The sequence below is a fragment of the Arthrobacter globiformis NBRC 12137 genome (assembly GCF_000238915.1).
Classification (GTDB): Bacteria; Actinomycetota; Actinomycetes; order Actinomycetales; family Micrococcaceae; genus Arthrobacter; species Arthrobacter globiformis.
The window spans coordinates 323,990-350,783 of the sequence record NZ_BAEG01000085.1 but is presented as its reverse complement, the minus strand read 5'-3'; the positions used below and the strand labels follow the sequence as shown (position 1 = coordinate 350,783).

At 68.3% G+C, this 26,794-nt stretch carries 21 protein-coding genes and 1 pseudogene; 15 read left to right on the top strand and 7 right to left on the bottom strand.

Annotated elements, in window-relative coordinates:
• Window positions 1–11 precede the first annotated feature (11 nt).
• From ARGLB_RS18240 to ARGLB_RS18230, 3 genes are all read right to left on the bottom strand, one after another.
• Window positions 12–1,724, bottom strand: coding sequence for a formate--tetrahydrofolate ligase (locus ARGLB_RS18240; RefSeq protein ID WP_003805320.1), 1,713 nt, complete (start codon window positions 1,722–1,724; stop codon window positions 12–14).
• Window positions 1,725–1,746: 22 nt separating this feature from the next.
• Window positions 1,747–3,024, bottom strand: a complete 1,278-nt coding sequence (gene mshA, locus ARGLB_RS18235; protein WP_003805317.1) for a D-inositol-3-phosphate glycosyltransferase — start codon at window positions 3,022–3,024, stop codon at window positions 1,747–1,749.
• Window positions 3,025–3,211: 187 nt separating this feature from the next.
• Complete coding sequence (locus ARGLB_RS18230) at window positions 3,212–4,873, bottom strand: family 4 glycosyl hydrolase (protein ID WP_003805315.1); 1,662 nt, start codon at window positions 4,871–4,873, stop codon at window positions 3,212–3,214.
• Window positions 4,874–4,999: 126 nt separating this feature from the next.
• On the opposite strand from ARGLB_RS18230, the gene ARGLB_RS18225 reads away from it, so the two are divergent.
• The 6 genes and pseudogenes from ARGLB_RS18225 to tsaD all read left to right on the top strand — a co-directional run bounded on the left by ARGLB_RS18225 (window position 5,000) and on the right by tsaD (window position 10,603).
• Window positions 5,000–6,091, top strand: coding sequence for a carbohydrate kinase family protein (locus tag ARGLB_RS18225; protein ID WP_003805313.1), 1,092 nt, complete (start codon window positions 5,000–5,002; stop codon window positions 6,089–6,091).
• Window positions 6,092–6,158: 67 nt separating this feature from the next.
• Window positions 6,159–7,439, top strand: a complete 1,281-nt coding sequence (gene alr / locus ARGLB_RS18220) for an alanine racemase (RefSeq protein WP_083839690.1) — start codon at window positions 6,159–6,161, stop codon at window positions 7,437–7,439.
• Complete coding sequence (gene tsaE, locus ARGLB_RS18215) at window positions 7,436–8,080, top strand: tRNA (adenosine(37)-N6)-threonylcarbamoyltransferase complex ATPase subunit type 1 TsaE (RefSeq protein ID WP_003805309.1); 645 nt, start codon at window positions 7,436–7,438, stop codon at window positions 8,078–8,080. Before alr ends, tsaE begins: the two co-directional genes overlap by 4 nt.
• On the top strand, window positions 8,080–8,751 hold the full coding sequence (gene tsaB, locus ARGLB_RS18210; RefSeq protein ID WP_003805307.1) for a tRNA (adenosine(37)-N6)-threonylcarbamoyltransferase complex dimerization subunit type 1 TsaB: 672 nt from the start codon (window positions 8,080–8,082) through the stop codon (window positions 8,749–8,751). Before tsaE ends, tsaB begins: the two co-directional genes overlap by 1 nt.
• A gap of 119 nt (window positions 8,752–8,870) precedes the next feature.
• Window positions 8,871–9,290, top strand: a pseudogene (rimI, locus tag ARGLB_RS18205) (ribosomal protein S18-alanine N-acetyltransferase); the annotation flags it as partial.
• A gap of 128 nt (window positions 9,291–9,418) precedes the next feature.
• Complete coding sequence (gene tsaD, locus ARGLB_RS18200) at window positions 9,419–10,603, top strand: tRNA (adenosine(37)-N6)-threonylcarbamoyltransferase complex transferase subunit TsaD (RefSeq protein WP_003805302.1); 1,185 nt, start codon at window positions 9,419–9,421, stop codon at window positions 10,601–10,603.
• Between the two features lie 27 nt (window positions 10,604–10,630).
• Here the strand turns inward: tsaD and ARGLB_RS18195 are convergent, their stop codons facing one another.
• Entirely contained in the window at window positions 10,631–11,782 is a 1,152-nt protein-coding gene (locus ARGLB_RS18195) for a glutamate--cysteine ligase (protein ID WP_003805298.1), read from the bottom strand.
• A gap of 463 nt (window positions 11,783–12,245) precedes the next feature.
• Here ARGLB_RS18195 and ARGLB_RS18190 point away from each other — a divergent pair, with 463 nt between their 5' ends.
• Window positions 12,246–13,682: a glycoside hydrolase family 3 N-terminal domain-containing protein gene (locus ARGLB_RS18190; protein WP_043419625.1), complete on the top strand. Its 1,437-nt coding sequence runs from the start codon at window positions 12,246–12,248 to the stop codon at window positions 13,680–13,682.
• Between the two features lie 29 nt (window positions 13,683–13,711).
• Window positions 13,712–14,539: a shikimate 5-dehydrogenase gene (locus ARGLB_RS18185; protein ID WP_003805295.1), complete on the top strand. Its 828-nt coding sequence runs from the start codon at window positions 13,712–13,714 to the stop codon at window positions 14,537–14,539.
• Between the two features lie 27 nt (window positions 14,540–14,566).
• Here ARGLB_RS18185 and ARGLB_RS18180 read toward each other — a convergent pair whose 3' ends face one another.
• Entirely contained in the window at window positions 14,567–15,808 is a 1,242-nt protein-coding gene (locus tag ARGLB_RS18180; RefSeq protein WP_003805293.1) for a THUMP-like domain-containing protein, read from the bottom strand.
• A gap of 55 nt (window positions 15,809–15,863) precedes the next feature.
• On the opposite strand from ARGLB_RS18180, the gene ARGLB_RS18175 reads away from it, so the two are divergent.
• From ARGLB_RS18175 to groL, 3 genes are all read left to right on the top strand, one after another.
• A complete protein-coding gene (locus ARGLB_RS18175; RefSeq protein ID WP_003805291.1) occupies window positions 15,864–16,265 on the top strand; it encodes a hypothetical protein in 402 nt (133 codons plus the stop codon).
• Between the two features lie 217 nt (window positions 16,266–16,482).
• Window positions 16,483–16,776 carry a co-chaperone GroES gene (groES, locus tag ARGLB_RS18170; protein WP_003805290.1) on the top strand — a complete coding sequence of 98 codons (294 nt, stop codon included), beginning with the start codon at window positions 16,483–16,485 and terminating at the stop codon, window positions 16,774–16,776.
• Between the two features lie 85 nt (window positions 16,777–16,861).
• Window positions 16,862–18,472, top strand: coding sequence for a chaperonin GroEL (gene groL / locus ARGLB_RS18165; protein ID WP_003805287.1), 1,611 nt, complete (start codon window positions 16,862–16,864; stop codon window positions 18,470–18,472).
• Between the two features lie 95 nt (window positions 18,473–18,567).
• Here groL and ARGLB_RS18160 read toward each other — a convergent pair whose 3' ends face one another.
• Complete coding sequence (locus tag ARGLB_RS18160) at window positions 18,568–19,554, bottom strand: DUF389 domain-containing protein (protein ID WP_245531561.1); 987 nt, start codon at window positions 19,552–19,554, stop codon at window positions 18,568–18,570.
• 188 nt (window positions 19,555–19,742) lie between these two features.
• Here ARGLB_RS18160 and ARGLB_RS18155 point away from each other — a divergent pair, with 188 nt between their 5' ends.
• From ARGLB_RS18155 to ARGLB_RS18140, 4 genes are all read left to right on the top strand, one after another.
• Entirely contained in the window at window positions 19,743–21,812 is a 2,070-nt protein-coding gene (locus tag ARGLB_RS18155) for an acyltransferase family protein (protein WP_003805283.1), read from the top strand.
• Window positions 21,813–22,013: 201 nt separating this feature from the next.
• On the top strand, window positions 22,014–23,525 hold the full coding sequence (gene guaB / locus ARGLB_RS18150; protein WP_003805281.1) for an IMP dehydrogenase: 1,512 nt from the start codon (window positions 22,014–22,016) through the stop codon (window positions 23,523–23,525).
• A gap of 244 nt (window positions 23,526–23,769) precedes the next feature.
• Entirely contained in the window at window positions 23,770–24,144 is a 375-nt protein-coding gene (locus ARGLB_RS18145; protein ID WP_245531560.1) for a hypothetical protein, read from the top strand.
• 37 nt (window positions 24,145–24,181) lie between these two features.
• Window positions 24,182–26,149, top strand: a complete 1,968-nt coding sequence (locus tag ARGLB_RS18140; RefSeq protein WP_003805278.1) for an ABC transporter ATP-binding protein — start codon at window positions 24,182–24,184, stop codon at window positions 26,147–26,149.
• Here ARGLB_RS18140 and ARGLB_RS18135 read toward each other — a convergent pair.
• A complete protein-coding gene (locus ARGLB_RS18135; protein ID WP_003805273.1) occupies window positions 26,146–26,754 on the bottom strand; it encodes a hypothetical protein in 609 nt (202 codons plus the stop codon). The genes ARGLB_RS18140 and ARGLB_RS18135 overlap by 4 nt on opposite strands.
• Window positions 26,755–26,794 lie beyond the last annotated feature (40 nt).

Here is a 26,794-nt window from a genome sequence, read left to right as displayed (position 1 = left end):
TGAGGAAGGGTCTAGAAGAGGCCGACAGGGTTGCCGGCGTCGTCCACGTCCATTCGCATTGCGGCGGGAACGGCCGGAAGGCCGGGCATGGTCATCACCGCTCCGGTCAGGGCCACGATGAAGCCCGCGCCGGTCTTGGGGATGAGATCGCGCACATGGATGGTGAAGCCCTTGGGTGCCCCCAGCCGCGAGGCGTCATCCGTAAACGAGTACTGGGTTTTCGCCATGCAGACAGGTAGCCCGGACCAGCCGTTCTTCTCAATCTCCGCAAGCCGGCGCAGTGCAGGGACTGAAAAGTCCACGCCGTCGGCGCCGTAGATTTCCTGGACGATGGTGCGGATCTTGTCCTCCACGGACATGTCCAGCGGGTAGAGATGCCGGAACGACGACGGCCCGTTCACCGCGGCGGCGACCTTGGCAGCCAGCTCATCGCCGCCGTCGCCGCCCCCGCCACGACCCCAGATGTCCGCCACCGATGCCTGGATGCCCTCACCCGAGCACCAGCCGAGCAGCCAGTCGAGCTCCTCCTGGGTATCGGCGGGGAACCTGTTGATCGCCACCACCGGCGTCACGCCGAACCGCTCCACATTCCGGACATGGCGGCGCAGGTTCGCCACACCCGCCGCCACAGCCTCCACGTTCGGCTCGTTCAGCCGGTCCTTGGGAACGCCGCCTTGCATCTTGAGTGCGCGGACGGTCGCCACCACCACGACGGCGGACGGTGCCACATCAGCGATCCGCGCCTTGATGTCCATGAACTTTTCCGCGCCGAGGTCGGCCCCGAATCCCGCCTCCGTCACCACGATGTCGGCCAGCCGCCGGGCGGTCTGCGTGGCGATCAGCGAGTTGCAGCCGTGGGCAATGTTCGCGAACGGCCCGCCATGAACCAGTGCCGGCGTGCCGGCGATGGTCTGGACGAGGTTGGGTTTGATCGCTTCCTTGAGCAGCAGCGTCAGGGCACCCTGCACGCCGAGGTCCGCCACCGTCACCGGCGCCCGGTCGTAGGTGTAGCCGAATGTGATGCGGCCTAGCCTGTCCCGCAGGTCGGCCAGGTCGGTGGCGAGGCAAAAGACCGCCATGATCTCTGATGCGACGGTGATGTCGAAGCCGTCCTGGCGCGGTACGCCCTGCGCAGGCCCGCCGAGTCCAATGACCACCTCGCGAAGGGAGCGGTCGTTCATGTCCAGGACCCGCTTGAACGTCATGCGGCGCGGGTCGATGCTCAGTTCGTTGCCCTGGTAGATGTGGTTGTCCACGAGGGCCATGAGGGCATTGTTGGCGGACGTGACGGCATGGAAGTCGCCGGTGAAATGCAGATTGATCTCGTCCATCGGCAGAACCTGGGACAGCCCGCCGCCCGTGGCCCCGCCCTTCATACCGAGGATGGGGCCTAGCGAGGGCTCCCGCAGCGCGACCATCACCTTGTGGCCCGCACGTGCCAGCGAATCCGCCAGTCCCACAGTGGTGGTTGATTTTCCTTCACCGGCCGGCGTGGGCGACATCGCCGAAACCAGAACCACCTTTCCTGCCGGCGCGGGGGCTGACAGCTTCGAGGGGTCGATCTTGGCTTTGTAGCGGCCATAGTGCTCCACTGCCCCGGCATCGATGCCCGCCGATGCGGCGATTTCCTCGATCGGCCGCAGCACTGCCCTGCGGGCTATGTCCAGGTCGCTCAGGGGAGTGCTGCTCTGGCCGGTACCGCTCAGGGGAGTGCTGTCAGACATCATTGTCCTTTCCGGAAGGGTTTTAGCCGGTGAGCCGTGACCCGTAGACGGCGGCCATGGGGTGGCTGGAGGCAAATTCGTCGACGGCGGCGTGGTAGCTGTCGAGGGTGATGGCGGCGGTGCGCTGCCAGCCGGAGTTTGCGGCGTGGATGGCGGCAGCGGTGCCCATGTTGTGGCGGGTGGTGGGGTCGTCGTGGAGGGCCTCGAGGGCATCGGCCCAGTCGGCGGCGTGGTGGCCGTCCACGAGCAGGCCGGTGCGGCCGTGGCTGACTGCGCGGGTGAGTCCGCCGACGCGGGTGGCGACGACGGGGGTGCCGCAGGCCTGGGCCTCAAGCGCGACCAGGCCGAAGGATTCGCTGTACGAGGGCATGACGACGACGTCGGCGGCCCGGAACCAGCCGGCAAGTTCGGGTGCGCTGACGGGCGGGTGGTGGGTGACGACGTCGTCCAGTCCGGCGGCGCTGACGAGGGTTTTGAGGTTGAAGTCCTTGGCGCCGCTGAGCGCGCCGAGGATGGTGAGTTTGAGGTCGATGTCGGGGCGGCGGCGGCGCAGCAAGGCGGCGGCCTTGAGCAGGATCTGCGGGCCTTTGAGCCGTTGGATCCGGCCGGCGAAGAGCAGGTGGAAAGTTGCGGCGTCGATGCCGTGGTCGGTCCGGGACTGGGCACGGAACGCGGGGGTGAACACGGAGAGGTCCACGCCGGGGGGTGCGACGTCGATGTGGTCGAAGTCGGCGCCGTAGTGGGAAACGAGTTCGGCGGCTTCGGCGGTGGTGTTGGCGATCAGGCGGGTGGCGCCGTCGACAATGCGGTGTTCGCCGTCCTCGCGGCGCCGGGGTTCGGGCTGTTCGCCGGAGTGCAGGAGGAGGTTTTTGACCTTCGCCATGGTGTGCATGGTGTGCACCAGGGGGACGTTCCACAGTTGGGAGAGTTCCAGGCCGGCAACGCCGGAGACCCAGTAGTGGGAGTGGATGAGGTCGTAGCGGCCGTGGGGCTGCTGGCCGCGGATGCGTTCGATTTCGGCGACCATGCTGTGCAGCAGCTCGGGGAGTTCCTCTTTGGGCAGCTTGCGGGGCGGGCCGGCAAGGACGTTGTGGACGCAGACGCCGGGGTCGGGGTGTTCGACGGCGGGCTGCCCGGCGGCGGTGGATCGGGTGAAGATCTCCACTTCGATGCCGGTTTCGGCCAGGGCGGAGGCGAGGCCGCGGATGTAGACGTTCATGCCGCCGGCGTCCCCGGAACCGGGCTGTTCCATGGGGGAGGTGTGCAGCGACAGGAAAGCCACACGCTTGATCACGGACATGGGCCTCCCTCCTCTCCGGACTGCTGGAACTGCATCGGATAAAACACTACTCCTGAACCGTCAGCGCAACGGTGGCGTTGCCAGTGCTGCCAACGTGGCGTTTCACACGCCAACCACGCCGGCCAGCGGATGTAGCACGGCCCTGCTAAATCAGCCCACGTGCCTCAATGAGCCCTGCGGAGCCCCGTCACCGGCGCCACAACCCGGCCAACTCCGGAAACGCGCCTTCGTAGCCGGTGAGCAGCGCGGTGGCGAGCTCAGCCGAGCCGACCAGTGGGTGTTCGGCGAAGGCTTCCAGCGCCGCGTCGCGGTCGCCGGCAGAGGCCGCACGGACGGTGAGCAGTTCCACTTTCTTGACCTGTTGCAGAAGGCCGAGTTGCGGTTCGGCGGGCATGTCCTGCTGTATCGGCACCGCCCCTTCCGGCGTGACCGAGCAGGGAACTTCGACGACGGCGTCCGGCGGCAGCCCGGGAACAGCGGCCCGGGCGCCGCCCGCCCCGGCGAAGGACTGTCCCGCGGCGGAGAACTGTCCCGCGGCGGAGGACTGTCCCGCGGCGGAGGACTGTCCCGCGGCGGAGGACTGTCCCGCGGCGGAGGACTGTCCCGCGGCGGAGGACTGTCCCTCGTCGGAGGACTGTCCAGGGGAGTTCGGTGTATTGAGGATCAGCTCAGTGGCAGCGCCACGGGCGCCGCCAACGTCGCCGCCCCCAAGGTCCCTGGCGCCATCGTCGGCCACGCCATCGGCGGCGGCACCTCCGGCCAGCGCCAGCATCACGGCCAGGGCCACCTGCTCATACCCGCCGCCGGCAAGATCCTCGGGGTTCCGTGCCTCGCCGCCGGTCCTGGCCTCGGCCAGATATCCCTCCTCGCGCGACCGCCGGGCCGCTTCCCACAAGCCGTACGCTTCGTCCCCGGCGGCGGCCAGCCGCGGATAGAGCTCCGCCTGCTGACCGTGGATCGACTCACCCCGCGTCCTGGCCATGGCACGCATGCCCGCCATCGCGCGCGCCGCTTCGTAGTAATAGAACAGGTACTCGTTCGGCAGCAGCCCCAGATCGCGCAGGAAAGACTGCGGAAACAGCCGGCCCTCCTCGAAGCTGGCCAGGGCTTCCCGGTCGGCCAGCAGGCCTGGAAGGAGGTCCCGGCCGCCGCTCTCCAGCCGGTACAGCCAGCCAAGATGGTTCAGCCCGTAGTAGCCCACGCCGTCGAGCTTTCCGGCCGGCAGCGGCACCCCGGCCGCCCGGGCGGCGCGGTGCACCACGGCACTCGCGGAATCACAGATGCCGATCACCCTCCGGCCCAGCACGGGAACCAGCGCCTGGGTGACCATCCCTGCCGGATTGGTGAAGTTGATCAGCCAGGCGTCCGGGCAGTGCGTCCGCATGTTCGCGGCCAGCTCCAGCATCGCCGGGATGGACCGCAGCGCGTAGGAGATGCCGCCCGCGCCGGTGGTTTCCTGGCCCAGCAGCCCGAGGTCCTGGGCCACCCGCTCGTCGGCAACCCGGCCGGCCGTTCCGCCCGGGCGGATGGCGGCGAACACGATGTCCGTCCCGTTGAGGGCGCGGGGGAGGGACGTCGTGGACGTCACCGCGGGCGGGCGGCGGGAGGAACGTCCGACGCCGGAACTTCCGTCCGCCGCGCCGCTCACCTCCGAAGACCGGCTGAACTCCAAAGACCGGCTGAACTCCAAAGACATGGACCGTAGGACAGCCTCGATGGCGGCCAGGCGGCCGCCGTCGACGTCGAACAGCACCACCTCGCTGACCAGGCCGGCATAGCGCCCGGAACACAGGGCACGGTAAACGAGGGGAACCCGGAATCCGCCGCCGCCGGCGATCATGAGCCGCATGGCAGGAGTCTATGCGCAGCAGCCAGCAACGCGGCCGGGCCTGCAGCGCCGGAGGCCACCCAGACGCGTCCCGACCCCCACATCGCGGGGTTTCAACGCCAAGGTACACAGCGTAATGTGCCGAACATGGAGGCGAATCCCACACGCCGTTTCGACCCGCTCGCGGCCGTCCGTACCCAGGCGGCCGGAGAGTTCGACCTGCTGCTGGCCGGGACCGTTTTCCAGGACATCATCTTCACCGGGCTGCCGCACGCGCCCGAGCCCGGCACCGAAATCTGGAGCGAGGGGATGGGCAGCTGCCCGGGTGGCGTGGCCAACCAGGCCATCGCCGCCGCGCGCCTCGGCCTGCGCACCGGGCTGGCTGCGGCCTTCGGCGACGACGGCTACGGCGACTACAACTGGAAAGTCCTGGACCGGCAGGAGCACGTGGACCTGTCCCTGTCCCGCCGGGTCCCGGGCTGGCACTCGCCGGTGACCGTGTCACTCAGCGTGGACCACGACCGCTCGATGGTCACGCACGGGCACCCGGCACCGGTGACCTCCTCCGAGCTGATCGGCAAGCCGCCCCGCGCGCTGGCTGCTGTGGCGGACCTCGGCCATGAACTGGAGCCGTGGGCGCTCGCGGCGCACAAGGAGGGCGTGAAACTGTTCGGCGACGTCGGCTGGGATCCTACCGGTGAATGGGCCCACGCTCGGCTTGCCAACCTGCAGTACTTCCATGCCTTCATGCCCAACCAGCGCGAGGCCATGGCCTTCACCGGCAAAAACGATCCCTGGGCGGCGCTGTACTCCCTGGCGGACCGGGTGCCGGTGGCCGTGGTGACCCTGGGGGCGCAGGGGGCCGTGGCGGTGGACTCGGAAACCGGCGAGGAGGAGTGGGTGCCCTCACTGCCGGTGGCCGCCTACGATCCGACCGGTGCCGGGGACTGCTTCGGGGCCGCGTTCATCGTCGGGAGCCTGGCGGGGTGGCCCCTCAGCGACCGGCTTCGGTTCGCCAATCTCTGCGCCGCACTCGCAGTCCAGGAAGTGGGCGGTTCCCTCGCGGCGCCCGGCTGGGGAGACATCGCCGACTGGTGGAAGCGCGCCAACGCCCGGCCGGAACGCCGTGGCAGCCAGTGGCTGCGCCGCTACTCCTTCCTCGCCGACATCGTCCGGGACGTTCCGCAGGAGGCCCAGCGGCGGGCGGCCGCCACCATCGCGCACCTCTCGGACGCCTGAGCAGGCACCGGCACGCCCCTTCCCCGGCAATTATTCGGCCCGAAGCGCCAGCACTAGAATCAATAGCGTGATTTATCCAGCAGCAACAGGAGACCGCCCGGCAGTGGCGGGCCCGGCCGGGACATCCCACGGCTACGCCCGGCCGGCCCACGAACGTTCCGCAGTGATCGACCTCGAGGCCATCCGGCACAACGTCCGCCGGCTCGCCGCGGCCGCCGAACCGGCCAAGGTCATGGCGGTCGTCAAGGCCGACGCCTACGGGCACGGCGCCGTGCCGGTGGCCCGCGCGGCCCTCGAGGCAGGCGCAAGCTGGCTGGGTGTCGCGCACATCTCCGAAGCCCTGGCGCTGCGCGCCGCGGGGATCGAAGCGCCCCTGCTCGCCTGGCTGCACACCCCGGAAAGCAACTTCGGCGCGGCAGTGGCCGCCGGCGTCGACATCGGGTGCTCCGGCTGGGAGCTGGAACAGATTGTGGCCGCCGCCCGGGAACAGGAACGGCCGGCACGCGTCCACCTCAAAGTCGACACCGGACTTGGCCGCAACGGCGCCACCGTCGAGGTGTGGGACCGGCTGGTGGGCGACGCCGTGGAGTACCAGGACCAGGGGCTGCTGCGCGTGGTGGGCATCTTCTCCCACCTAGCCGTGGCCGACGAACCCGAGCGCCCGGAAACCGATGACCAGCTCGCAGCGTTCCGCGAGGTCCTGGCCATCGCCGAAGACGCCGGCGTGGACCCCGAAGTCCGCCACCTGGCCAACACCCCGGCCACCCTGTCCCGGCCGGACACGCACTTCGACCTGGTCCGCGCGGGCCTGGGAATCTACGGCCTCTCGCCCTTCGAAGGGCAGACCTCCGCGGAACTGGGCCTCCGCCCCGCGATGACCCTGCGCACCGTCGTGTCCCACTGCAAGGACGTGCACTCGGGCCAGGGCGTCTCCTATGGCTTCAACTACCACACCGCCGGCGAGAGCACGCTGGGGCTCATCCCGCTCGGCTATGCCGACGGCGTTCCCCGCGTCGCCACCGGCGGGCCCGTCCGTGTGGAAGGCATCACCTACCCCGTGGTGGGACGGATAGCGATGGACCAGATGGTAATCGACCTCGGCCCCCTCGACGTTTCCCGGGGCGGGCACAGCGTCCTCGGAGCAGAGGCGGTCCTCTTCGGAGACGGCGCCGACGGCGGGCCCACGGCCGATGACTGGGCCCGCGCCGCCGGCACCAACAACTACGAGATCGTCACCCGCATCAGCCCCCGCGTGCCCCGCACGTACATCAACGAGTCGCCCCTCAGCGGTGCGCCCGGCGAAAAGCCCGCCACCGGAGCGACCGCGCCTGAAACGCCGGCGCCGTGAACATTCCCGAAACCGGCAACGCCCCGCTGTGGGTGCAGACCCTGACGGTCACGACGGCGGACCAGACCCACGTGCTCGGCGCGGCTCTGGCGGAGGTGCTCCGGGCGGGGGACCTCCTGGTGCTCACAGGCGAACTGGGCGCCGGCAAGACCACCTTCACGCAGGGCCTCGGTGAGGGCCTGGGCGTCCGCGAGGGCATCATTTCCCCGACCTTCGTGCTGGTACGCATCCACCCGAACCTCCCCGACGGACCGCGCCCGGGCGGGCCGGACCTGGTGCACGTGGACGCCTACCGGCTGGGATCGGCGTCGGAAATCGACGACATTGACCTGGAGAACACACTGGACTCTGCCGTGACCGTGGTGGAGTGGGGCCGGGACCGCGTGGAGCACCTGACCGAGAGCCGGCTCGAGGTGGAACTGCACCGCCAGCTGGGCGGCGCCGCTCCCGCGCACCTTCACGCCGCTGGGGAATCAACCGGACCCGGCACTGCGGCGCCAGGCCCTGACGCGCCCAGTCCCGACGTGCCTGTCCTGGACTTCGAGTCGGAGGACGACGACGAGCCCCGCACCATCATCATCCGCGGCTTCGGGCCGCGCTGGGCAGAACAGCCCGTTCTGGCCGCGGAAGGAATTTCCTGATGCTCATTCTCGCCATTGACACCTCGGCCGTGGCCAGCGCCGCGCTGGTGTCCGACGACGCCCTCGAAGGCGTGGTGGGCAACTTCTCCACCGAGGACACCAAAAGCCACGCCGAGGTCCTCGCGCCCGGAATCGAGCGGCTGCTGGCAGACGCCGGAGTAACCGGCGCAGACATTGACGCGATCGTTGTGGGCGTCGGTCCCGGTCCCTTCACCGGGCTCCGGTCCGGCATCGCGACGGCGCGCACCCTGGCCTTCGTCTGGAACACGCCGCTGCACGGCATGATGAGCCTCGACGCCGTCGCCCTCGAAGTGGCCGAATCCACCGAGGCGCCGGCCGAGTTCCTTGTGGCCACCGACGCCCGGCGCAAAGAGGTCTACTGGGCCCGCTACACCCTGGCCGCGGGCCAGCTGCCAAAGCTCACCGACGGGCCGCACGTAGGGTTCGCCGCAGACCTTCCCGACCTGCCGGCGTACGGCGCGGGCGCAGGGCTCTACCCCGACGACGTGCGCGCGGATCCGGACTTCAGCACCGAACAGCCGGACGCGCTCTACCTGGGCCAGTTCGCGCTGGCAAGGCTGGCAGCGGGCGGGCAGTTGCTGGACTCCACGCCCCTCTACCTGCGGGAATCCGACGCCCAGGTCCCCGGCCCCCGGAAGCGTGCCCTGTGAACCTGCTGCCCGAACCATCAGGCAACCCGGAACCCGGGATTCCCACGCCCGGCGATCCGGAACCCGGCACCGCGCCCGTCCTGCCGCGCCGGCTGGCCTCGGGCGTGACCATCCGCGACATGCTTCCCGCCGACATCCCTGCCGTCCACGAACTGGAGGTCCGGCTGTTCCCGGTGGACGCGTGGCCGCTGCAGATGTTCACGGACGAACTGATGCAGCCGGAGACCCGCAGGTACCTTGTGGCGGAAGCGCCGGAGGGCATCGTTGGCTATGCGGGACTCATGTGCGTCGAACCGATCGCCGACGTCCAGACGATCGCCGTCGTCCCCGAATATGAGGGCAGGGGCATCGGCACCGCCCTCCTCACCGACCTGATCGCCGAGGGGCGGCGCCGCGGTGCAGCCGACATCCTGCTCGAGGTCCGCGCCGACAATCCGCGCGCCCAGCAGCTGTACATCCGCTTTGGCTTCGAGCAGATCCACGTGCGGAAAAGGTACTACCGCGACGGCGTGGACGCCCTGATCATGCGGCTTCAGCTGGAGGACGTGCTCGCCCTCCACAGCGGGATCCTGCACCAGGACACCATCCCCGGCGCCGGACCCCGGCCCGTGCAGACTGACGAAGCCGGCCGCGCCGGCGAGACCGCTCCGACGGAGGCAGACCAGAAATGAACCGCTCGCAGCCGCTAGTACTGGGCATTGAGTCATCGTGCGACGAAACGGGCGTAGGCATCGTCCGCGGCACGGATCTCCTGACCAACACCGTGTCCTCGTCCATGGAGGAGCACGTCCGGTTTGGCGGGGTCATCCCGGAAATCGCCTCGCGCGCCCACCTGGACGCTTTAGTTCCTGCTCTGCAGGCCGCCCTGGCCGAGGCGGACGTGACACTGGACGAGGTCGACGCCATCGCCGTGACATCCGGACCCGGGCTGGCCGGAGCACTGATGGTCGGCGTGTGCGCTGCAAAGGCGCTGGCCGTCGCCACGGGCAAGCCGCTCTACGCCATCAACCATCTGGTGGCCCACGTGGGGGTCGGCCTGCTGAACCCCCGCGGCGGCACCGGCGGCACCGGCGGCAGCGGCGGCACCCGCGGTAACGGCGCGGACAAGCCAATACTGCCCGACAACCTCGGCGCCCTCCTGGTGTCCGGCGGCCACACCGAGATCCTGCGGATCCGCAGCATCACGGACGACGTCGAGCTGCTCGGTTCCACCATCGACGACGCAGCGGGAGAGGCCTACGACAAGGTCGCCAGGATCCTGAGCCTGGGCTACCCCGGCGGCCCGGCCATTGACCGGCTGGCGCGCGAAGGCAACGCCAAGGCCATCCGGTTCCCGCGGGGACTGACGCAGCCCAAATACATGGGCACCGCGGAGGAGCCCGGCCGCCACCGGTATGACTGGTCCTTCAGCGGATTGAAGACCGCGGTGGCCCGGTGCGTGGAGCAATTCGAAGCCGCCGGCGAGCCCGTGCCGGTGGCGGACATCGCCGCAGCGTTCCAGGAAGCCGTGGTTGATGTCATCACATCCAAAGCGGTCCTGGCGTGCCGCGAGCGTGGCATCACGGACGTGCTGCTGGGCGGGGGAGTGGCCGCCAATTCGCGGCTGCGGCAGCTGACCGAACAGCGCTGCTCCGCCGCCGGCATCACGCTGCACGTTCCGCCGCTGGACCTGTGCACGGACAACGGCGCGATGGTGGCCGCACTCGGCGCGCAGCTGGTCATGGCCGGCATCGAACCCAGCGGCATACATTTTGCGCCGGACTCGTCCATGCCGGTCACCACGGTTTCCGCGCCAAGTAGGTCGCAGGACAGGGCGTTCTCGGCGCTGGGAACGCCCTCAACTGCTACCTAGTCGGGTCCGGCGGCACAGAAGGCGCCCTTACGCGGTGGGGCCGTTCCGCATCTGCTTCACGAGGTCCAGGACCACGGCCTGGAGGTTTCCGCCGCTTTCGGCCGCCACCCGCCGCTGGCGCTGGTAGCCCGCGCCGCGGCTGATGATCTTTTCGACGTCGGCCAGCTCGTCCGGGCAGCCCAGCTTCGCGGCGATGGGTTCGAGCCGGTTCAGGGTCTCCAGCAGGTGGTCCGTGACGAGTTGTTCGTGGCCCTCGGCGTCGAGGATGATGATCGCGTCCAGGCCGTAGCGGGCGGCCCGCCACTTGTTTTCTTGGACGTGCCATGGCGGCATGGTGGGAATGCTGCCGCCGGCGTCGAGCGTGTCGGAGAATTCGTGGACCAGGCACTGCGTCAGGGCCGCCACGGCGCCCACTTCCTCCAGCGTGGCCAGGCCGTCGCAGATGCGCATCTCAATGGTGCCCAGCGCCGGCACCGGGCGGATGTCCCAGCGGATCTCCGAGATGGTGTCGATCACGCCGGTGGTGAACATGTCCTGGACGTAGGACTCGTACTCTTCCCAGCTGGGGAACTGGAACGGCAGTCCCGCCGTCGGCAGCTGCTGGAACATGAGGGCCCGCTGCGAGGCGTAGCCGGTGTCCTCGCCGCCCCAGAACGGGCTGGACGCGGACAGTGCCTGGAAATGCGGGAAGTAGTTGACCAGGCCGTCGAGCACGGGGAGGACCTTGCTGCGCCGGTCCAGGCCGACGTGGACGTGGACCCCGTAGATGACCATCTGCCGGCCCCACCACTGTGTGCGGTCGATCAGCTTGGCGTAGCGTTCCTTATCCGTGACCGGCTGCAGCTGCGGAGGGCTGAACGGGTGGCTTCCGGCGCAGAACACTTCCACGCCCATCGGGTCCGTGACTTCACGAACGGCGGCCAGGGAGCGCGCCAGGTCTTCTTTCGCTTCGGCGGCGGTCTCGCAGATGCCGGTGACCAGCTCCACGGTGTTAAGCAGCAGCTCCTGCTTGATGTGCGGGTGCTCGTCATCCTCGTTGAGCTCGGGATGCCGTGCCACCACCCCGCGCAGGACCTCGTTGGCCACGGACGCCAGTTCGCCGGTCTGCGCATCCACCAGCGCGAGTTCCCATTCCACACCAAGAGTTGATTGCCTGGATGAAGCGAAATCAATCTTCATGTGTTCCTCGCTGTGTGCTGGCCTAATGACGTCTGGTCCGGGTGCCGTCCGTTCCTGGCGAACGGCTGGCAGGGGAACGGTCATCCAAGTCTAGTGCAGGGGTAGCATCGAAGAGATGGCTTGGCTACACAGGGCGCGTGAGACTGTTCACACAACCAGCCGCCCGAAATCCCCCCAAAAACGTTCCGGCATTGCATCCGCCGGGACAGCGGCAGCGCTCACGGCGCTGTTCGCCGTCGCGTCATGCACTGCGCCGCCAGCACCTGAACCAGAACAACGTACGACGACGGCGCCCGGGGCTTCCGCCTCCGGCTCACCTGGGACGCCGCAGACCGCTTCGCCGCAGACAGGCACGCACAGCGCGGCCCCGTCCGCGGCGCAGCCTGCAACGAAGGAAACTGCGGCGCTGGGCTGGGGCCCGCAGCAGCGGGATGCCGAGGCTGCCGCCGGGGCGGTGGCGAAAATGACCCTGGAGGAGAAGGCGGGGCAGGTGCTCCTGCCCTTCTACACCGGTCTCAACCATGAAGCCCAAGCTGCCATGGTGGAACGCCTCTACCTTGCCGGGTCCATGATCATGGCCGACAACGTGCCCGGAACGGCCACTGGCCTGGTGGATGTCACGGCGCTCGCCGGCGTGACGCGCCGGCTGGACAAGGCCTCCCGCTCCGGCGGCCGCACCTGGCCTGGCCTGATCGGCGTTGACCAGGAAGGCGGAGCCGTGAGCCGCGTCGGCGCGCCGCTGACCCGCTGGCCCACCCCCATGAGCTACGGCGCGGCCGGCAGCGTGCCCCTGGCCGCGGAAGCGGGCACCGGGCTCGCGGCGGAACTCGCGCCGCTGGGCTTTACCGTGGACTTCGCGCCCGCAGCCGACGTCACGATGGGCCCCGCCGATCCCACCATCGGCGCGCGGTCCATGTCCGCCGACGCCCGTGCCGCGGCGTCATTGAGTGCCGGCTTCGCCAAAGGCATGCTGGCCGGCGGAGTGCTGCCCGCTGTCAAGCACTTTCCCGGGCACGGCTCGGTGACCACCGATTCGCATAAGGGCCTCCCCGTCCAGAACGCCACCCTCGCGCAGCTGAAGGCGCGGGACTGGCAGCCGTTCCAGGCCGCCGTCAAGGCAGGAACCCCCATGATCATGACCGGACACATCGCGGCACGGGCCCTGGACCCGGGGGTGCCCGCGTCCATCTCGAAGGCAACCTACAAGGCGCTCCGCGGCCTGGGCTTCAAGGGCGTGGCGGTCACGGACGGGCTCAACATGGGCGCGGTGGCCGGCCGTTATCCCCGCGGCTCAGCAGCCCCGGCCGCGCTGGAGGCCGGGGCGGACCTGCTGCTGATGCCGGCTGATGCCCCCGCCGCGCATGCCGCCGTCGTCCGGGCTGTCACCGAGGGGAAGCTCCCGCTCTCGCGACTCGAGGAAGCGGCCCGCCGGGTGGTCACCATGATGATCTGGCGGGGACGGACGGCACAGCCGAAGCCTCCGGCGGCGCCGGGGAGCGGCGAGGCGCTTTCCGCGAAAATTTCGGCACGGGCCATCACGGTGGTCTCCGGCCGGTGCAAGGGCGCTACCGTGCGCGGCCACGTGCGCGTGGCAGGGGGCACGCCAGTGGACCGGGCGCGGTTTGCCGCTGCCGCCAAGGACGCGGGGATCACCCTGGGGACGGGTCCGCTGGTCACCCTGATCGGCTACGGCGGCAGCCCTGCCAGGGGCGATGTTGCGGTGGCCCTGGACGCGCCATGGCCCTTGGCGCAGTCCGCCGCGCCCACGAAGATCGCCCTCTACGGCCGGACACCCGGAGCGTACAAGGCGCTGCTGGCCGTCCTGGCAGGCAAGGCCACCGCCCCCGGAAAGCTGCCGGCCGCCGTCGGACCTCACCGCCCCGGAACCGGCTGCAGGTAACAAGGGCAGTGCCGCCGTTTAATGGAGGAGTGCCGATACTGAACAAAGACATGACCCTGTGCATCTCCCTCTCGGCCCGGCCGAGCAACAACGGGACCCGCTTCCACAACTACCTGTACGACCAGCTGGGCCTGAACTGGATCTACAAGGCCTTCGCGCCCACCGACCTGGCCCAGGCGATCGCGGGCGTCCGCGGCCTGGGGATCCGGGGCTGCGCCGTCTCCATGCCCTACAAGGAGGACGTGATCGCCCTGGTGGACGCCATGGACCCGTCCGCCAGGGCCATCGATTCCGTCAACACCATCGTCAACGACGGCGGGCGGCTGACGGCGTACAACACGGACTACACGGCGATCGAGCAGCTGCTGCAGCGCAACGCCGTGCCGGCGGAGTCCTCGGTGCTGCTCAAGGGAGCCGGCGGCATGGCCAAGGCAACAGCCGCGGCCTTGCGCGACGCGGGGTTCAAGGACGTGACCATCATCGCCCGCAACGAGGCAGCCGGCCGTGCGCTCGCCGACCTCTACGGCTTTGCCTGGCGGGCGGACCTGGGCGCCGGCCCGGATGCCACCGCCGACATGGTCATCAACGTCACGCCCGTGGGAATGGCCGGGGGGCCGGAGGCCGACGCGCTGTCCTTCCCCGCCGAAACGATAGAGGCAGCCAAAGTGGTCTTCGACGTCGTGGCCCTGCCGGCGGAAACGCCGCTCATCAAGGCTGCCCGGGGGACCGGCAAGCAGGTCATCACCGGGGCCGAGGTGGCCACCATCCAGGCGCTGGAGCAGTTTGTGCTGTACACGGGAATCCGCCCCACCGAGGAGCAGGTCCGGGATGCCGAGGCGTTCGTCCGCGCCCAGTAACTGAGGGGCCCAGTGATGAGCCAGTGATTAAACGGGCTCCACGGAGACAGCCACTCGCTCTTCCCCGATCCGGGTGAGGACCAGGGTGGCTGTCTTTTTGCCCGCGGCCTTGCCGCCGGCTTTACCGCCGCCCTTGCTCCCGGGCAGCAGCTGCTTGCGCAGCTCCTCAGGTGTCACCGACGTGCCGCGCTTCTTGATGTCCAGCACGCCGACGCCGTTCTCCCGGACCCAGGCCTTGAGCGCCCTGACGTTGTACGGCATGACCTCCAGGACCCGGTAGGCTCGGGCATACGGAGTGTCCACAAGCTCCGGGGCACAGATGTAGGCGATGTGCTCGTCCACGAGGTGGCCGCCAAGGTCGAGGGCCAGGTCGGCCACGAGCCCGGCACGGATGACGGCGCCGTCCGGCTCGTACAGGAAGCCCTCCACCGGCCCCACGGGGGCCACGGGTCCGGCGTCGAAACCGTCCCCGCTGGTGAGCTCCGCGGCCCCCCCTGCGCCGATCACCAGGGCGGCCCGCCGAATTCCGGGACGGGCCACGGCGTTGAACCACAGCGTGACTTCCGTGACGTCGCCGCCCACCGAGACCCACTGCGCCTCGCAGCCGCCAGGCACCGACTCGTGCGGCATGCCGGGCCCCATTTTGACGCCGACGGCGCGCCCCGCGGCCGCCAGCGACTCCACGAAGGACAGCGGAGGAGAGAAGGCCTCGGGGTCCCAGATCCGCTTGGTGCCGGACGTGGTGGTGGTGCGCCGGGCGGGGTCCAGCCAGACGCCCGCCCCGTCCTCCAGCGCCACGGAAGTCGCGTCCGAATGGACCACCGTGGCGTGCGGAAAGGGAATGAGGTTGATCGTGGCGCACGCGGCGGTGGTCTCGTCGACCTCCACAGCGGTCACGGCGATGTCCAGGGACGCCAGCGCCATGGCGTCCGCGCCGAGGCCGCAGCCCAGATCGGCCACGTGGCGGATGCCCGCCTGGGCAAAGCGCTGGGCGTGCCGGGCCGCGACGTTGAGGCGCGTGGCCTGCTCCAGGCCGGCCTGGGTGAACAGCATCTGCCGGGCGAACTCGCCGAACTTGGCCTCCGCCCTGGTCCGGAGCCGTGACTGCGTCAGGACCGCGGACACGAGTTCGGGGGAGTGGCCGGCCTTGCGGAGGCTCGAGTTGAGGGCGAAGGAGCGGTCCTCCCGGTAGGGTCCGAGCGAGGCCAGCAGCTCCCATCCTTCTTCCGTGAGGAGCGGGGCGATCTGGTCCTGCGGTGCTTCAGACATGGGATCAAGCCTAGTGGAGCGGCCGCTCCAAGCTCTTCCCGCTAGGGTGGTCTGAATGGAATCCAGCGAAACGCCCACCCCCGATCAGCCCGAAAGCACCAACCCCGGCCCGGCGCAGCATAGCCGCCTGGTCCGGTATGCACGCCCCGCGCTGATCGCCGGAGCAGTGGTGGCCGTCGTCTGTCTTGTCCTGCTGGTGATCATCTTCCTGCTGGACTCCTTCAATGCCACCGTCTACTCCGTGGGCGGCAAGAACATCAGCGACGCCACCGAGGAAGCCCGGCAGATCCGGGACCTGTACCTGGGCGCGCGTGTGGGCGGCATCGTGGTGCTCATCGTGTCGGTCGTGGCTGCGGCGGCGGCCGCCGCCGTGCTTGTCCGCGCACAGCGGAAAGCGGGGGACGACGACGCTGACGGCGGCGAGGACCTGGGCTTCGACGACCTGGCCGGGCGCTGATCCAAGGCGTCCCGCGGGTTACGGCGGATGAATTTCTGGCACTCGCCTTGACCGAGTGCTAACCCCTTACATAGAGTCATCATTAGCACTCTCCCTAGGAGGGTGCTAACACACGAAGAGCTGCCAGCCTGGCTGCTGCCGGCACCGCGACGACGGTCTGCCGCCATGGCGCAACAGTTTTAATGTCCATGAATTTTGACGAAAAGGAGAGGTCCGAGTGTCGGTCTCTATTAAGCCTCTTGAGGATCGTATTGTTGTCCGCCCGCTCGAAGCCGAGCAGACCACGGCTTCCGGCCTGGTCATCCCGGACTCCGCCCAGGAGAAGCCGCAGGAAGGCGAAGTTGTTGCAGTAGGCCCCGGCCGCTTCGAAGACGGCAACCGCGTACCGGTCGACGTAGCCGTTGGCGACGTTGTCATCTACTCCAAGTACGGCGGAACCGAAGTCAAGACCGGCGGCACCGAGTACCTCGTGCTCTCCGCCCGCGACGTTCTGGCGATCGTCGTTAAGTAACTCTCTGGATCCCCGTGCCGCCGTCCGCGTCTGATTTCTGTCTGACCGGGCGGCTGCACGGGGTTCTGTCTTGAAAGGACAAACCATGGCAAAGCAGCTTGCGTTTAACGACGCTGCCCGCCGGTCGCTTGAAGCCGGCATCGACAAGCTCGCCAACACGGTTAAGGTGACGCTTGGTCCCCGCGGCCGCAACGTCGTGCTGGACAAGAAGTGGGGCGCCCCCACCATCACGAACGACGGCGTAACCATCGCCCGGGAAATCGAGCTGGACGACCCGTACGAGAACCTTGGCGCCCAGCTGGCCAAGGAAGTCGCCACCAAGACGAACGACGTCGCCGGTGACGGCACCACCACAGCTACCGTGCTCGCCCAGGCACTGGTCAAGGAAGGCCTGCGCAACGTTGCTGCCGGCGCCGCTCCGGGCCAGATCAAGCGCGGCATCGAGGTCTCCGTCGAGGCCGTCGCAGCACGCCTGCTGGAGAACGCCCGTCCCGTCGAGGGCACCCAGGTGGCCAACGTTGCCGCCATCTCCGCCCAGAGCGACGAGGTGGGCGAGCTGCTCGCCGAGGCATTCGGCAAGGTGGGCAAGGATGGTGTGATCACCATCGAGGAATCCTCCACCACGCAGACCGAACTGGTTCTCACCGAAGGCATGCAGTTCGACAAGGGCTACCTGTCCCCGTACTTCATCACCGACACCGAGCGCCAGGAAGCCGTCCTCGAGGACGCCCTCATCCTGATCAACCAGGGCAAGATCTCCTCGGTGCAGGAATTCCTGCCGCTGCTGGAGAAGGCGCTGCAGAGCTCCAAGCCGCTGTTCATCATCGCCGAGGACGTCGACGGCGAGGCTCTGTCCACGCTGATCGTCAACCGCATCCGCGGCACCCTGAACGTGGTTGCCGTCAAGGCTCCGGGCTTCGGCGACCGCCGCAAGGCCATGCTGCAGGACATCGCCACGCTGACCGGCGCCCAGGTGGTGTCCCCTGAGCTGGGCCTGAGCCTGGACTCCGTGGGCCTCGAGGTGCTGGGTACCGCCCGCCGCATCACGGTGACCAAGGACAACACCACCATCGTTGACGGCGCTGGTTCGGCCGAGGACGTCGCAGCACGCGTTGCCCAGCTGCGCGCCGAGCTGACCCGCACCGACTCCGACTGGGACCGGGAAAAGCTGCAGGAACGCCTGGCCAAGCTGGCCGGCGGCATCGGCGTGATCAAGGTCGGCGCAGCCACCGAGGTTGAGCTGAAGGAAAAGAAGCACCGTATCGAAGATGCAGTGTCCTCCACCCGCGCCGCCCTCGAAGAAGGCATCGTGGCCGGTGGCGGTTCCGCCCTGATCCACGCACTGAAGGCACTCGACGAGGACCCGGCTGTCACGGCACTCGAGGGTGACGCGGCTGCTGCCGTCGGCATCGTCCGCCGTGCACTGGTCCAGCCGCTGCGCTGGATCGCCCAGAACGCAGGCTTTGACGGCTATGTCGTCGCTGCCAAGGTTGCGGAATCCGCCGTCCACCACGGCTTCAACGCCAAGTCCGGCGAGTACGAGGACCTGATCGCGGCCGGCGTCATCGACCCCGTCAAGGTCACCCGCGCCGCCCTGCGCAACGCAGCCTCCATCGCTGCGCTGGTGCTCACCACCGAGACCCTCGTGGCCGAGAAGCCCGCCGAGGAAAACGAGCACGCAGGCCACAGCCACTAGGCTGCTGCCCGCTCCGCGGTTTCACAAGGAGGCCCGGTCCAGCTGTTGCTGGCCGGGCCTCCTTTGCGCTTCCTGCGTCCGGCGTTAAGCGCCCTCTACCTCCGGGCGCGAATGGCCTGGCCGCGCAGCCGCAGCGCGACGCCGTCGGGAAGCCGTTTGGTGACCAGCCGGTAAAAGTACAGGACCGCGACGGCGGCGGCCACGATGCCGCCGAGGTTCACCAGCAGCTGCAGGGCAGAGCCGGCCGCTTTGCTGAACTCGCCTAGGACCAGCGCCACAGCAACAAAGCCGGCCGCGGGCACGGTGGTCACCGAAATAAAGACGCCGATCAGGGCGGCCGAGCGCCCGCTGATCACGGAAAGCATCCCGGCGGCGCCGGCGAGGACAGCCACGATCAGCGAAAACGGTCCCGGGTGGTAGATGAACTCGGCCGCCGGGGCACGGTCCAGCACGTCACGCGGAAAGAGGTCCGCGGGCAGCGCAAGCCACGTGATCAGCGCGGTGCTGAGCATCGCGATAGGGAAGCCCACACCGAGGGCAAGCGCCGCGCGCCCGCCGAGGCTCCAGTTTCCCCGCACCACAGCCACAGCCAGCGCCGCCAGCGGCCCGAACTCCGGCCCCACGGCCATGGCACCGACGATGGCGATGGTGGAGTCGGTGACAATGCCGATGGCCGCGAGCAGGGTGGCAAGCACAAGGAACGACAGGAAAGTCCAGCTGAGCCGGGACTCTTCACCGGTCTGCCGCGACACCTCGTCCCAGATCACCGTGTCGGCGCCTTCCCCGGGCGCCGTTTCCTCAGCCCTGTCGGCCCTGTCGGAGAGAACCAGGTCCGGAGCTGTAAGGGCAACCGAACCGAGACTCTCAATCTTCAGGGCGCGGAGCTTCTCCATCAGCTCCTCCACCGATTCCCGGGCAACGTGCACCACAAACACGTCGCCTTTGGGAAGGATCGAGGCGCCCGTATGCAGGGCAACCTCGGCCGTGCCGGCCTGCTGCTGGCACAGGTCAGCCACAAGAGTTGTCAGTTCGGCCGGAACGCAAATGCGCATCTGCACAATCACCGGGTTCTCCAATCCCACGCCGCTAAATCCCCTAGGGGCCGACTCTATAGTGCCCATGAAACAGGTATCCGCCCTGCTGAGACGCGGATCACACCCCGGGCGTTTGATTCGTCTCGAATGTCACGAATCGGTAACATGGGTACTTTGTGCTGCCGTTTGAGGGGTTATCTGTGCCAGAAGCGAGGTCGACTGACCCGATGAGAAGCATGCCGCGCGAGGAGCCGGCAGGGGGACAAAACCATGAACCGCGGGCTGCCCGCCTGAAGGCCAAGCCGGGCTACCGGCCCGAGGTCCAGGGCCTTCGCGCCCTCGCGGTGCTCATGGTCGTCACCTACCACGTGTGGCTCGGCCGGGTTTCCGGCGGCGTCGACATCTTCCTCCTCATCTCCGCATTCCTGCTGACCCTGTCCTTCGTCCGCAAGGTGGAGAAGGGCACGCCGCTGCGGCTCGTGAGCCACTGGCTGCACCTCTTCAAGCGGCTGATCCCAGCCGCCGTCGTGGTGATCCTGGGCGTGCTCGCCGGAACCTGGCTGGTCCTGCCGCAGAGCCGCTGGCCCGACGTCCTCAATGAGGCGTGGGCGTCCCTCCTCTACGGGCAGAACTGGCTGCTGGCCAACAGCGCGGTGGACTACTATGCGCAGAACCACTCCGGAGCCAGCCCGCTTCAGCACTTCTGGTCCCTGTCCATCCAGGGCCAGGTGTTCATTCTCTGGCCCCTCATCTTCGCCGGCTCCGCCCTGGTGTGGCGGCTGCTGCAGCGACGCCGGGAAGTCAGCTACCGGACCGTCCTGATAGTGGCCTTCAGCGGCATCTTCATCGCCTCCCTGGTGTTCTCCATCGACCAGACCGCCAGCAACCAGGCATACGCCTACTTCGACACACGGACCCGGCTGTGGGAGTTCGCGCTGGGATCGCTGCTGGCCCTGGCGCTGCCCTACCTGAAACCGGGGAAGGCGCTGCGCGTGGTGCTGGGCTGGGCAGGGCTCGCCGCCATGATCTCCTGCGGCCTGCTCCTCACCGTGGACCGGTCCTTCCCGGGCTTCATTGCGCTGTGGCCCACGCTGGCCGCGGCTGCGATCATCGCCGCCGGGCAAAGCGGCAGCCGGTTCGGCGTGGACCGGATCCTGTGCTCCAGGCCGCTGGTGGCCCTGGGGGACAACTCCTACGCCCTGTACCTGTGGCACTGGCCGGTCCTGGTGCTGGCATTGGCGGGCACCGGCATCGCGGCGCCCAACCTGGTTCAGGGCCTCGCCATTGTGGCTGCTTCCGTGGTCCTGGCCGTGCTGACCACCCGCTTCGTGGAAAAGCCGCTGCGCGAGTGGCACTGGCCGCAACTGCGGGCCTGGCGCACCGCCGTCGTTATTGTTGCCTGCGGCGCCCTGCTGGCCGGGCCGGTCGCGCTGTGGCAAACCAAGCTGAACGCGGAGGAGGCGGCAGCAGCGGCGCAGCCGCGGGAGCTGACTCCGGGCGCCGCCGCACTGGCGCCGGAGAACGCCGGCAAGCCTACGCCGGAGGCCACCGTGATTCCGGCACCGGCCGCCATGAAAAACGAGTGGGCGGACATCGACGGGCTGTGCACCGACGAAAACGTCCCCAGTGACCCGCTGCTCAACGGCTGCCTGCAGAACAGCAAGCCGGACAAGGTCACCAAGCGGATCGTGGTGCTGGGCGACTCCCACGCGCAGCAGTACATGGCCGCGCTCGGCCCCATCGCCAGGGACCACGGCTGGGAGGTGGTCACCCTCCTGAAGGGGAACTGCCGGTTCGGCGCCGAATCCCCGGAGCGCGACGCCGAGTGCAACGCCTTCAACAAGGCCAGCGCCGCGTATGTCATGGAGCACAAGCCGGACGCGGTGTTCACGGTGGCATCCCTCACACACAAGGAAGCCCCGTTCGAAACCGAAGTGCCCGGCTACCTGGCGGGCATCAAGCCGTTCACTGACGCCGGAATGGACGTAGTCGGGGTCCGGGACAACCCCCGCTTCGCCATCAACATGCCCGAATGCGTCCAGAAGTACGGCACCGACGCGCCGGAGTGCAACCCGCCCCTGGGTGAATCACTGGCCGCCAAGTCGCCGCTGGACGCGTACCGGGGCAAGGTGGACGGGCTGCACCTGATGGACATGAGCGACTTCATCTGCGCCGACGGCATCTGCCCGGCCGTGGTGGGCAACGTCTACGTCTACAAGGACGACAACCACCTCACCAAGACGTACGTCCAGTCCATGATTCCGATGTTCGAAAAGCGGCTCCTGGCCGCCACGGGGTGGAAATAGCCGGCATGCGGTAGTGCCCTTGCTCACAATGCCAGCGCGGAATATGGGGATCGCCGCCAAGGTTCTAGTATTAATTCAATTCCTCCAGAACCACCTCCTGGCCCCAAGCCAACCCTGCACAGGCCAGTCCCGTAATGACGGGCTGGTCATCGGCTGCAACCCCTACCCGTGAACCTGTAAACCAAGGTAAGAGGCGCACTCATGACCCAGCCCGAGCACGACCCCTTCGGCTTCATCGGCCTGACGTACGACGACGTCCTGCTGCTTCCCGGCCACACCGACGTGATCCCCTCCGACGCCGACACGTCGTCCCGGATCTCCAAGCGCATCACCGTCCAGACGCCGCTGCTTTCCGCGGCCATGGACACTGTCACCGAGTCCCGGATGGCCATCGCCATGGCCCGCCAGGGCGGCCTCGGCGTCGTCCACCGCAACCTGGCGATCGACGACCAGGCCGACCAGGTGGACCGCGTCAAGCGCAGCGAGTCGGGCATGATCACCAACCCGCTCACCATCGGCCCCGAGGCCACGCTGCAGGAACTTGACGAACTGTGCGCCCGCTACCGCGTCTCCGGCCTTCCCGTGGTCGACGACGGCAACCGGCTGCTCGGCATCGTCACCAACCGCGATACCCGCTTCGTGCCGGAATCCGACTTCCCGATCCGGCTGGTCAGCGACGTCATGACCAAGATGCCGCTCGTCACCGGCCACGTCGGGATCAGCCGCGAAGAGGCCTCCCACAAGTTGGCCACGAACAAGATCGAGAAGCTCCCGCTGGTGGACGAGCAGGGACGCCTGAAAGGCCTCATCACCACCAAGGACTTCACCAAGGCCGAGCAGTACCCGCTGGCCACCAAGGACGACGAGGGCCGGCTGCGTGTCGGTGCCGCCATCGGCTTCTTTGGTGACGGCTGGGAGCGGGCCATGAAGCTGGTGGACGCCGGCGTTGACGCCCTCTTTGTGGATACCGCGAACGGCCACTCGCAGGGTGTGCTGGACATGATCCGCCGCCTCAAGTCAGATCCGGTTGCTGCGCACGTGGATATCATCGGCGGCCAGGCTGCCACCCGCGAAGGCGCCCAGGCGCTGATCGACGCCGGAGCCGACGGCATCAAGGTGGGCGTAGGCCCGGGCTCCATCTGCACCACCCGCGTCGTGGCTGGCGTGGGCGTTCCGCAGATCACCGCCATCTACGAATCGGCGAAAGCTGCCATTCCGGCCGGCGTTCCGCTGATCGCCGACGGCGGACTCCAGTACTCCGGCGACATCGGCAAGGCGCTGGTCGCCGGTGCTGACACCGTGATGCTCGGCTCCCTGCTGGCCGGCTGTGACGAGTCTCCGGGCGAGCTCATCTTCGTCAACGGCAAGCAGTTCAAGAGCTACCGCGGCATGGGCTCCCTGGGTGCCATGCAGTCGCGCGGCAAGAACACGTCCTACTCGAAGGACCGCTACTTCCAGGCGGACGTCTCCGGCGATGACAAGCTCATCCCCGAGGGCATCGAGGGCCGGGTGGCCTACCGCGGCCCGCTGGCGTCGGTGGCTTACCAGCTGGTGGGCGGCCTCCGCCAGACCATGTTCTACGTGGGTTCCCCGACCATTCCCGAGCTCAAGGCCCGCGGCAAGTTTGTCCGCATCACCCCGGCCGGCCTGAAGGAATCGCACCCGCACGACATCCAGATGACCGTCGAGGCGCCGAACTACGGTTCACGCTAGGCCGACGTCGAAAAGGAGGTGGGGAGTTCTCCCCACCTCCTTTGCGTCTCCGCCTTGTATATTCGGTCACGGAACACCTGGCTGAAAATTGGGGGAGCGAGTGTCCGTGAACGGTAGGTCCAGACCCGCGCCGGCGTGGCGTCTGGCCGGAGCAGCAGCACTTCTGGCAATGGTGGTTTCCTGCAGCCAGCCTGGAACCGGACAGAATACGGACGTCAGCCTCGAATCAGCTAAATCCAAAGTCATGTCCTTGGAGCAGGAAATCCTGGGGCTGCTGCCTGAGAATGCGGTCTTGTCCACGTTCGCCCACGATACTTCCAGCCTGATGCCCTGCGCTGGCGGGGACCGGCGCAAGTGGACCGGGGACGCTGTAGCCGAAGTTGGGGCCGGTGTGGACCGCGGTGCCATCCTGGATGAGGTCGTGGAGTTGATGGCGGCCAGGGACGGCTGGAAGGTGGAAGACGGTGCGACCCCGCACGGGGCGCGGCGCATCGACCTCCTGCACAGCGACGGCACGCACCTGTTCGTGTCTTTTGAGGACGGCCCGGAATCGCTGAGGGTCGCAGGCTACAGTGCCTGCTTCGACTTCCCGGAGTACGAATACGGCGAGGAGTACTAACCGACACCGTCCCGGGGCACGGCACTAGGCTGGAGCCATGTCCCAACCACGCCATCCCGCCGAACTGAACCCGAAAAGGGAACCCCAGCGGCGGCTGGCACTGAAGCCCTATGCGCGGGCCGTGGCCCAGGTCCTCCGCGTCAGTTTCCGCGCATCGCCAGGTGCCGTGCTCATGAAGGTGGCCGGATCGCTGATCTCGGCGGTCCTGCCCCTGGTCACGACGTACTTCGCCGGCCTGACCACCACTGCGCTGGCCGCCGCCTATAACGGGGACGCCGGCGCCGGGCAGCAGGCCATCGTCTACGTCATCATCACCGCCGCGCTGGGCCTGTTCTGGGGAGCCTTCAGCAGCGTGGACCGCTACATCCAGCAGCTCATGAGCTTCAGGGTGGGGGCCATCGTGGGCGACCTGATGTACGAGCGGTTCCTGGCGCTGGACTTCTGGCGTTATGACGACAAGGAAACGGTGGACCTTTACGACCGCGCCAAGCGGTTCTCCGATTCCTATGCCAGGGTCCTGGACCGGATCGCGGCCATCTTCACCCAGCTGGTGTCTGTGATCCTGGCCATCGGCGCACTGCTGCTGGTGAGCTGGTGGATCGCGGTGATCGTGCTGGTCGCGATCGTGCCCAGCGTGTACCTGCAGTTCAAGCTGTCCCGCGAGCAGATCGCGCACTGGAACACCCAGGTGGATTCGCGGCGGCAGCGGCGGATGATCGAAACCAACCTGCTCCGCCCGCAGCACATTGCCGAGATGCGCCTGTACGGGATCGTCGGGTACCTGATGGGCCTGCGCTCCCGGCTCCGGGACGCCGACGAGAAGCGCCGGCTGGACTTCCAGAAGCGGTACATCCCCAAGCAGCTGGCGGCCGACGCCCTGCAATACGCCGCGGAGGTTGTCTCGCTCATCTGGGTGGTGGGCCAGATCATCGCCCGGGCCCAGCCGGTGGGCCAGTTCCTCTACGTCCAGCAGATCGTCAGCCGGGCCCTGTCCACCGCGAACAGCCTGGTGTCCTCGCTCAGCTCCATCGACGAGGACCTCGCCAACCTCAAGGACTATGAGCTGTTCATGGCGCTGCCCGTGCATTCCAGCCACGCGCCGCCGCTGCTGCAGGCTCCCAAGACAGTGGAGCTTCGGGACATCCGCTTCACCTACACCGGCAGCGACATCGAAGTGATCCGCGGCATCAGCATGACCATCAGCGAAGGCCAGCACATCGCCATCGTGGGGGAGAACGGCGCCGGCAAGTCAACGCTGATCCGCATCCTGGCCGGGCTTTACCGCCCGGATTCCGGCCAGGTGATGCTCGACGGCGTGGACCTCGCCGCCGTCGACGTCACCTCCTGGCACCGCCACCTGGCGGTGCTCAGCCAAGAGTTCCTTAGGTACGAGTTCGCCACCGCAGCCGAAAACATCCTGTTCGGCGATGTCGACTCGCCCCGGAACGACGAGCGGATCAGCCGCGCGGCCGCCGATGCCGAGGCCCTGGATTTCATCAACAAGCTGCCCAACGGACTGGACAACCACGTCAGCAACTGGATGGAGGATCCGCGCGGCCGCAAGGGCAGCGGACTGAGCGGAGGGCAGTGGCAGCGGCTGGCCATGGCGCGGAACTTCTACCGGAACGCCTCGTTCATGGTCATGGACGAGCCCACCTCCGCCATCGACGCGCTGGCCGAGCACAGGATCTTCACCCGGCTGTTCGCCGAGCGCAGCAGCACCATCATCGCCATCAGCCACCGGCTCGCCACGATCGAGAAGGCGGACATTGTGTACATGCTGGAGGACGGCCGGATCGTGGAGCAGGGCACGCACCGGGAACTGGTGGCACTCCGCGGCCGCTATTTCCGGATGTTCGAGTCCCAGCTCAGTGTCCCCACCAGCCCCCTGACCTCGCAAGTCCAATCCGGCTCCCTGCCCTCGCAAGCTCGGCCCGGGGCCCTCGCCGAATCGGCTCCCCAGCCAGGGAACCCTGCTGGTGTGGGCCCAGAAGCCGGCGGTTAGGATTCCTCCACCACGGTGGTCCGGACCCGGGCCAGGCTGGGCCGCGGCGGAACGCTGCTGAACCCGAATGTCACCGGAGGGTTGATGGGGGACAGCGTTCCCGCGTCCGTGCCTTCCCAGCGGACGGCGGCGGAGCCGATGTGATGCAGGTCGCTCACGCCGTAAAACTCGAGCCTGCCGTTGCCCGCCGTGCCGAACGTCCGGGCTCCCGGGCTGGCCACGGCCGCCAGCGGGCTGACAGCGGTCAGCCAGCGGGTGTGCGCGGCAAGCGGCCTGGGCACCGTCCGCAGAAGCGCACCCAGGAGGGCCCGTCTCCCGATCCCGGCCCGAATCACCAGGGGACCGGCGTCGACCCTTAACGTCTGCCCGGCCAGCACGGCAGCGGCGTCGACGACGCGGACCTCCTCGAAGCTGTAGGTGGCGGCAACGAACTCAGCCACGGCCCCGGTTGGAGCCAGCAGTATCCGACGCCCCGACGGCAGCTGGACCATCGCATCCGCGAACGGCCCAAAGGGCGACTCCTGCCAGATCCCGACCACCGCGCGCAGGCCGGAGGCGGTTCCGATGCCGGCGATGTGTCCGTCGAAGATCCAGCGTCTGCCCATCCGGCCACTGTAGCCAACGCCCGCGTCGCCGGGGCGTGCC

Bases quoted from the DNA above. Each gene is read 5' to 3' on its own strand.
- ARGLB_RS18240 (WP_003805320.1), bottom strand. From the start codon at position 1,724: ATGTCTGACAGCACTCCCCTGAGCGGTACCGGCCAGAGCAGCACTCCC.
- mshA (WP_003805317.1), bottom strand. From the start codon at position 3,024: ATGTCCGTGATCAAGCGTGTGGCTTTCCTGTCGCTGCACACCTCCCCC.
- ARGLB_RS18230 (WP_003805315.1), bottom strand. From the start codon at position 4,873: ATGCGGCTCATGATCGCCGGCGGCGGCGGATTCCGGGTTCCCCTCGTT.
- ARGLB_RS18225 (WP_003805313.1), top strand. From the start codon at position 5,000: ATGGAGGCGAATCCCACACGCCGTTTCGACCCGCTCGCGGCCGTCCGT.
- tsaB (WP_003805307.1), top strand. From the start codon at position 8,080: ATGCTCATTCTCGCCATTGACACCTCGGCCGTGGCCAGCGCCGCGCTG.
- tsaD (WP_003805302.1), top strand. From the start codon at position 9,419: ATGAACCGCTCGCAGCCGCTAGTACTGGGCATTGAGTCATCGTGCGAC.
- ARGLB_RS18195 (WP_003805298.1), bottom strand. From the start codon at position 11,782: ATGAAGATTGATTTCGCTTCATCCAGGCAATCAACTCTTGGTGTGGAA.
- ARGLB_RS18190 (WP_043419625.1), top strand. From the start codon at position 12,246: ATGACCCTGGAGGAGAAGGCGGGGCAGGTGCTCCTGCCCTTCTACACC.
- ARGLB_RS18180 (WP_003805293.1), bottom strand. From the start codon at position 15,808: ATGTCTGAAGCACCGCAGGACCAGATCGCCCCGCTCCTCACGGAAGAA.
- ARGLB_RS18175 (WP_003805291.1), top strand. From the start codon at position 15,864: ATGGAATCCAGCGAAACGCCCACCCCCGATCAGCCCGAAAGCACCAAC.
- groL (WP_003805287.1), top strand. From the start codon at position 16,862: ATGGCAAAGCAGCTTGCGTTTAACGACGCTGCCCGCCGGTCGCTTGAA.
- ARGLB_RS18155 (WP_003805283.1), top strand. From the start codon at position 19,743: ATGCCGCGCGAGGAGCCGGCAGGGGGACAAAACCATGAACCGCGGGCT.
- guaB (WP_003805281.1), top strand. From the start codon at position 22,014: ATGACCCAGCCCGAGCACGACCCCTTCGGCTTCATCGGCCTGACGTAC.
- ARGLB_RS18145 (WP_245531560.1), top strand. From the start codon at position 23,770: ATGTCCTTGGAGCAGGAAATCCTGGGGCTGCTGCCTGAGAATGCGGTC.
- ARGLB_RS18140 (WP_003805278.1), top strand. From the start codon at position 24,182: ATGTCCCAACCACGCCATCCCGCCGAACTGAACCCGAAAAGGGAACCC.
- ARGLB_RS18135 (WP_003805273.1), bottom strand. From the start codon at position 26,754: ATGGGCAGACGCTGGATCTTCGACGGACACATCGCCGGCATCGGAACC.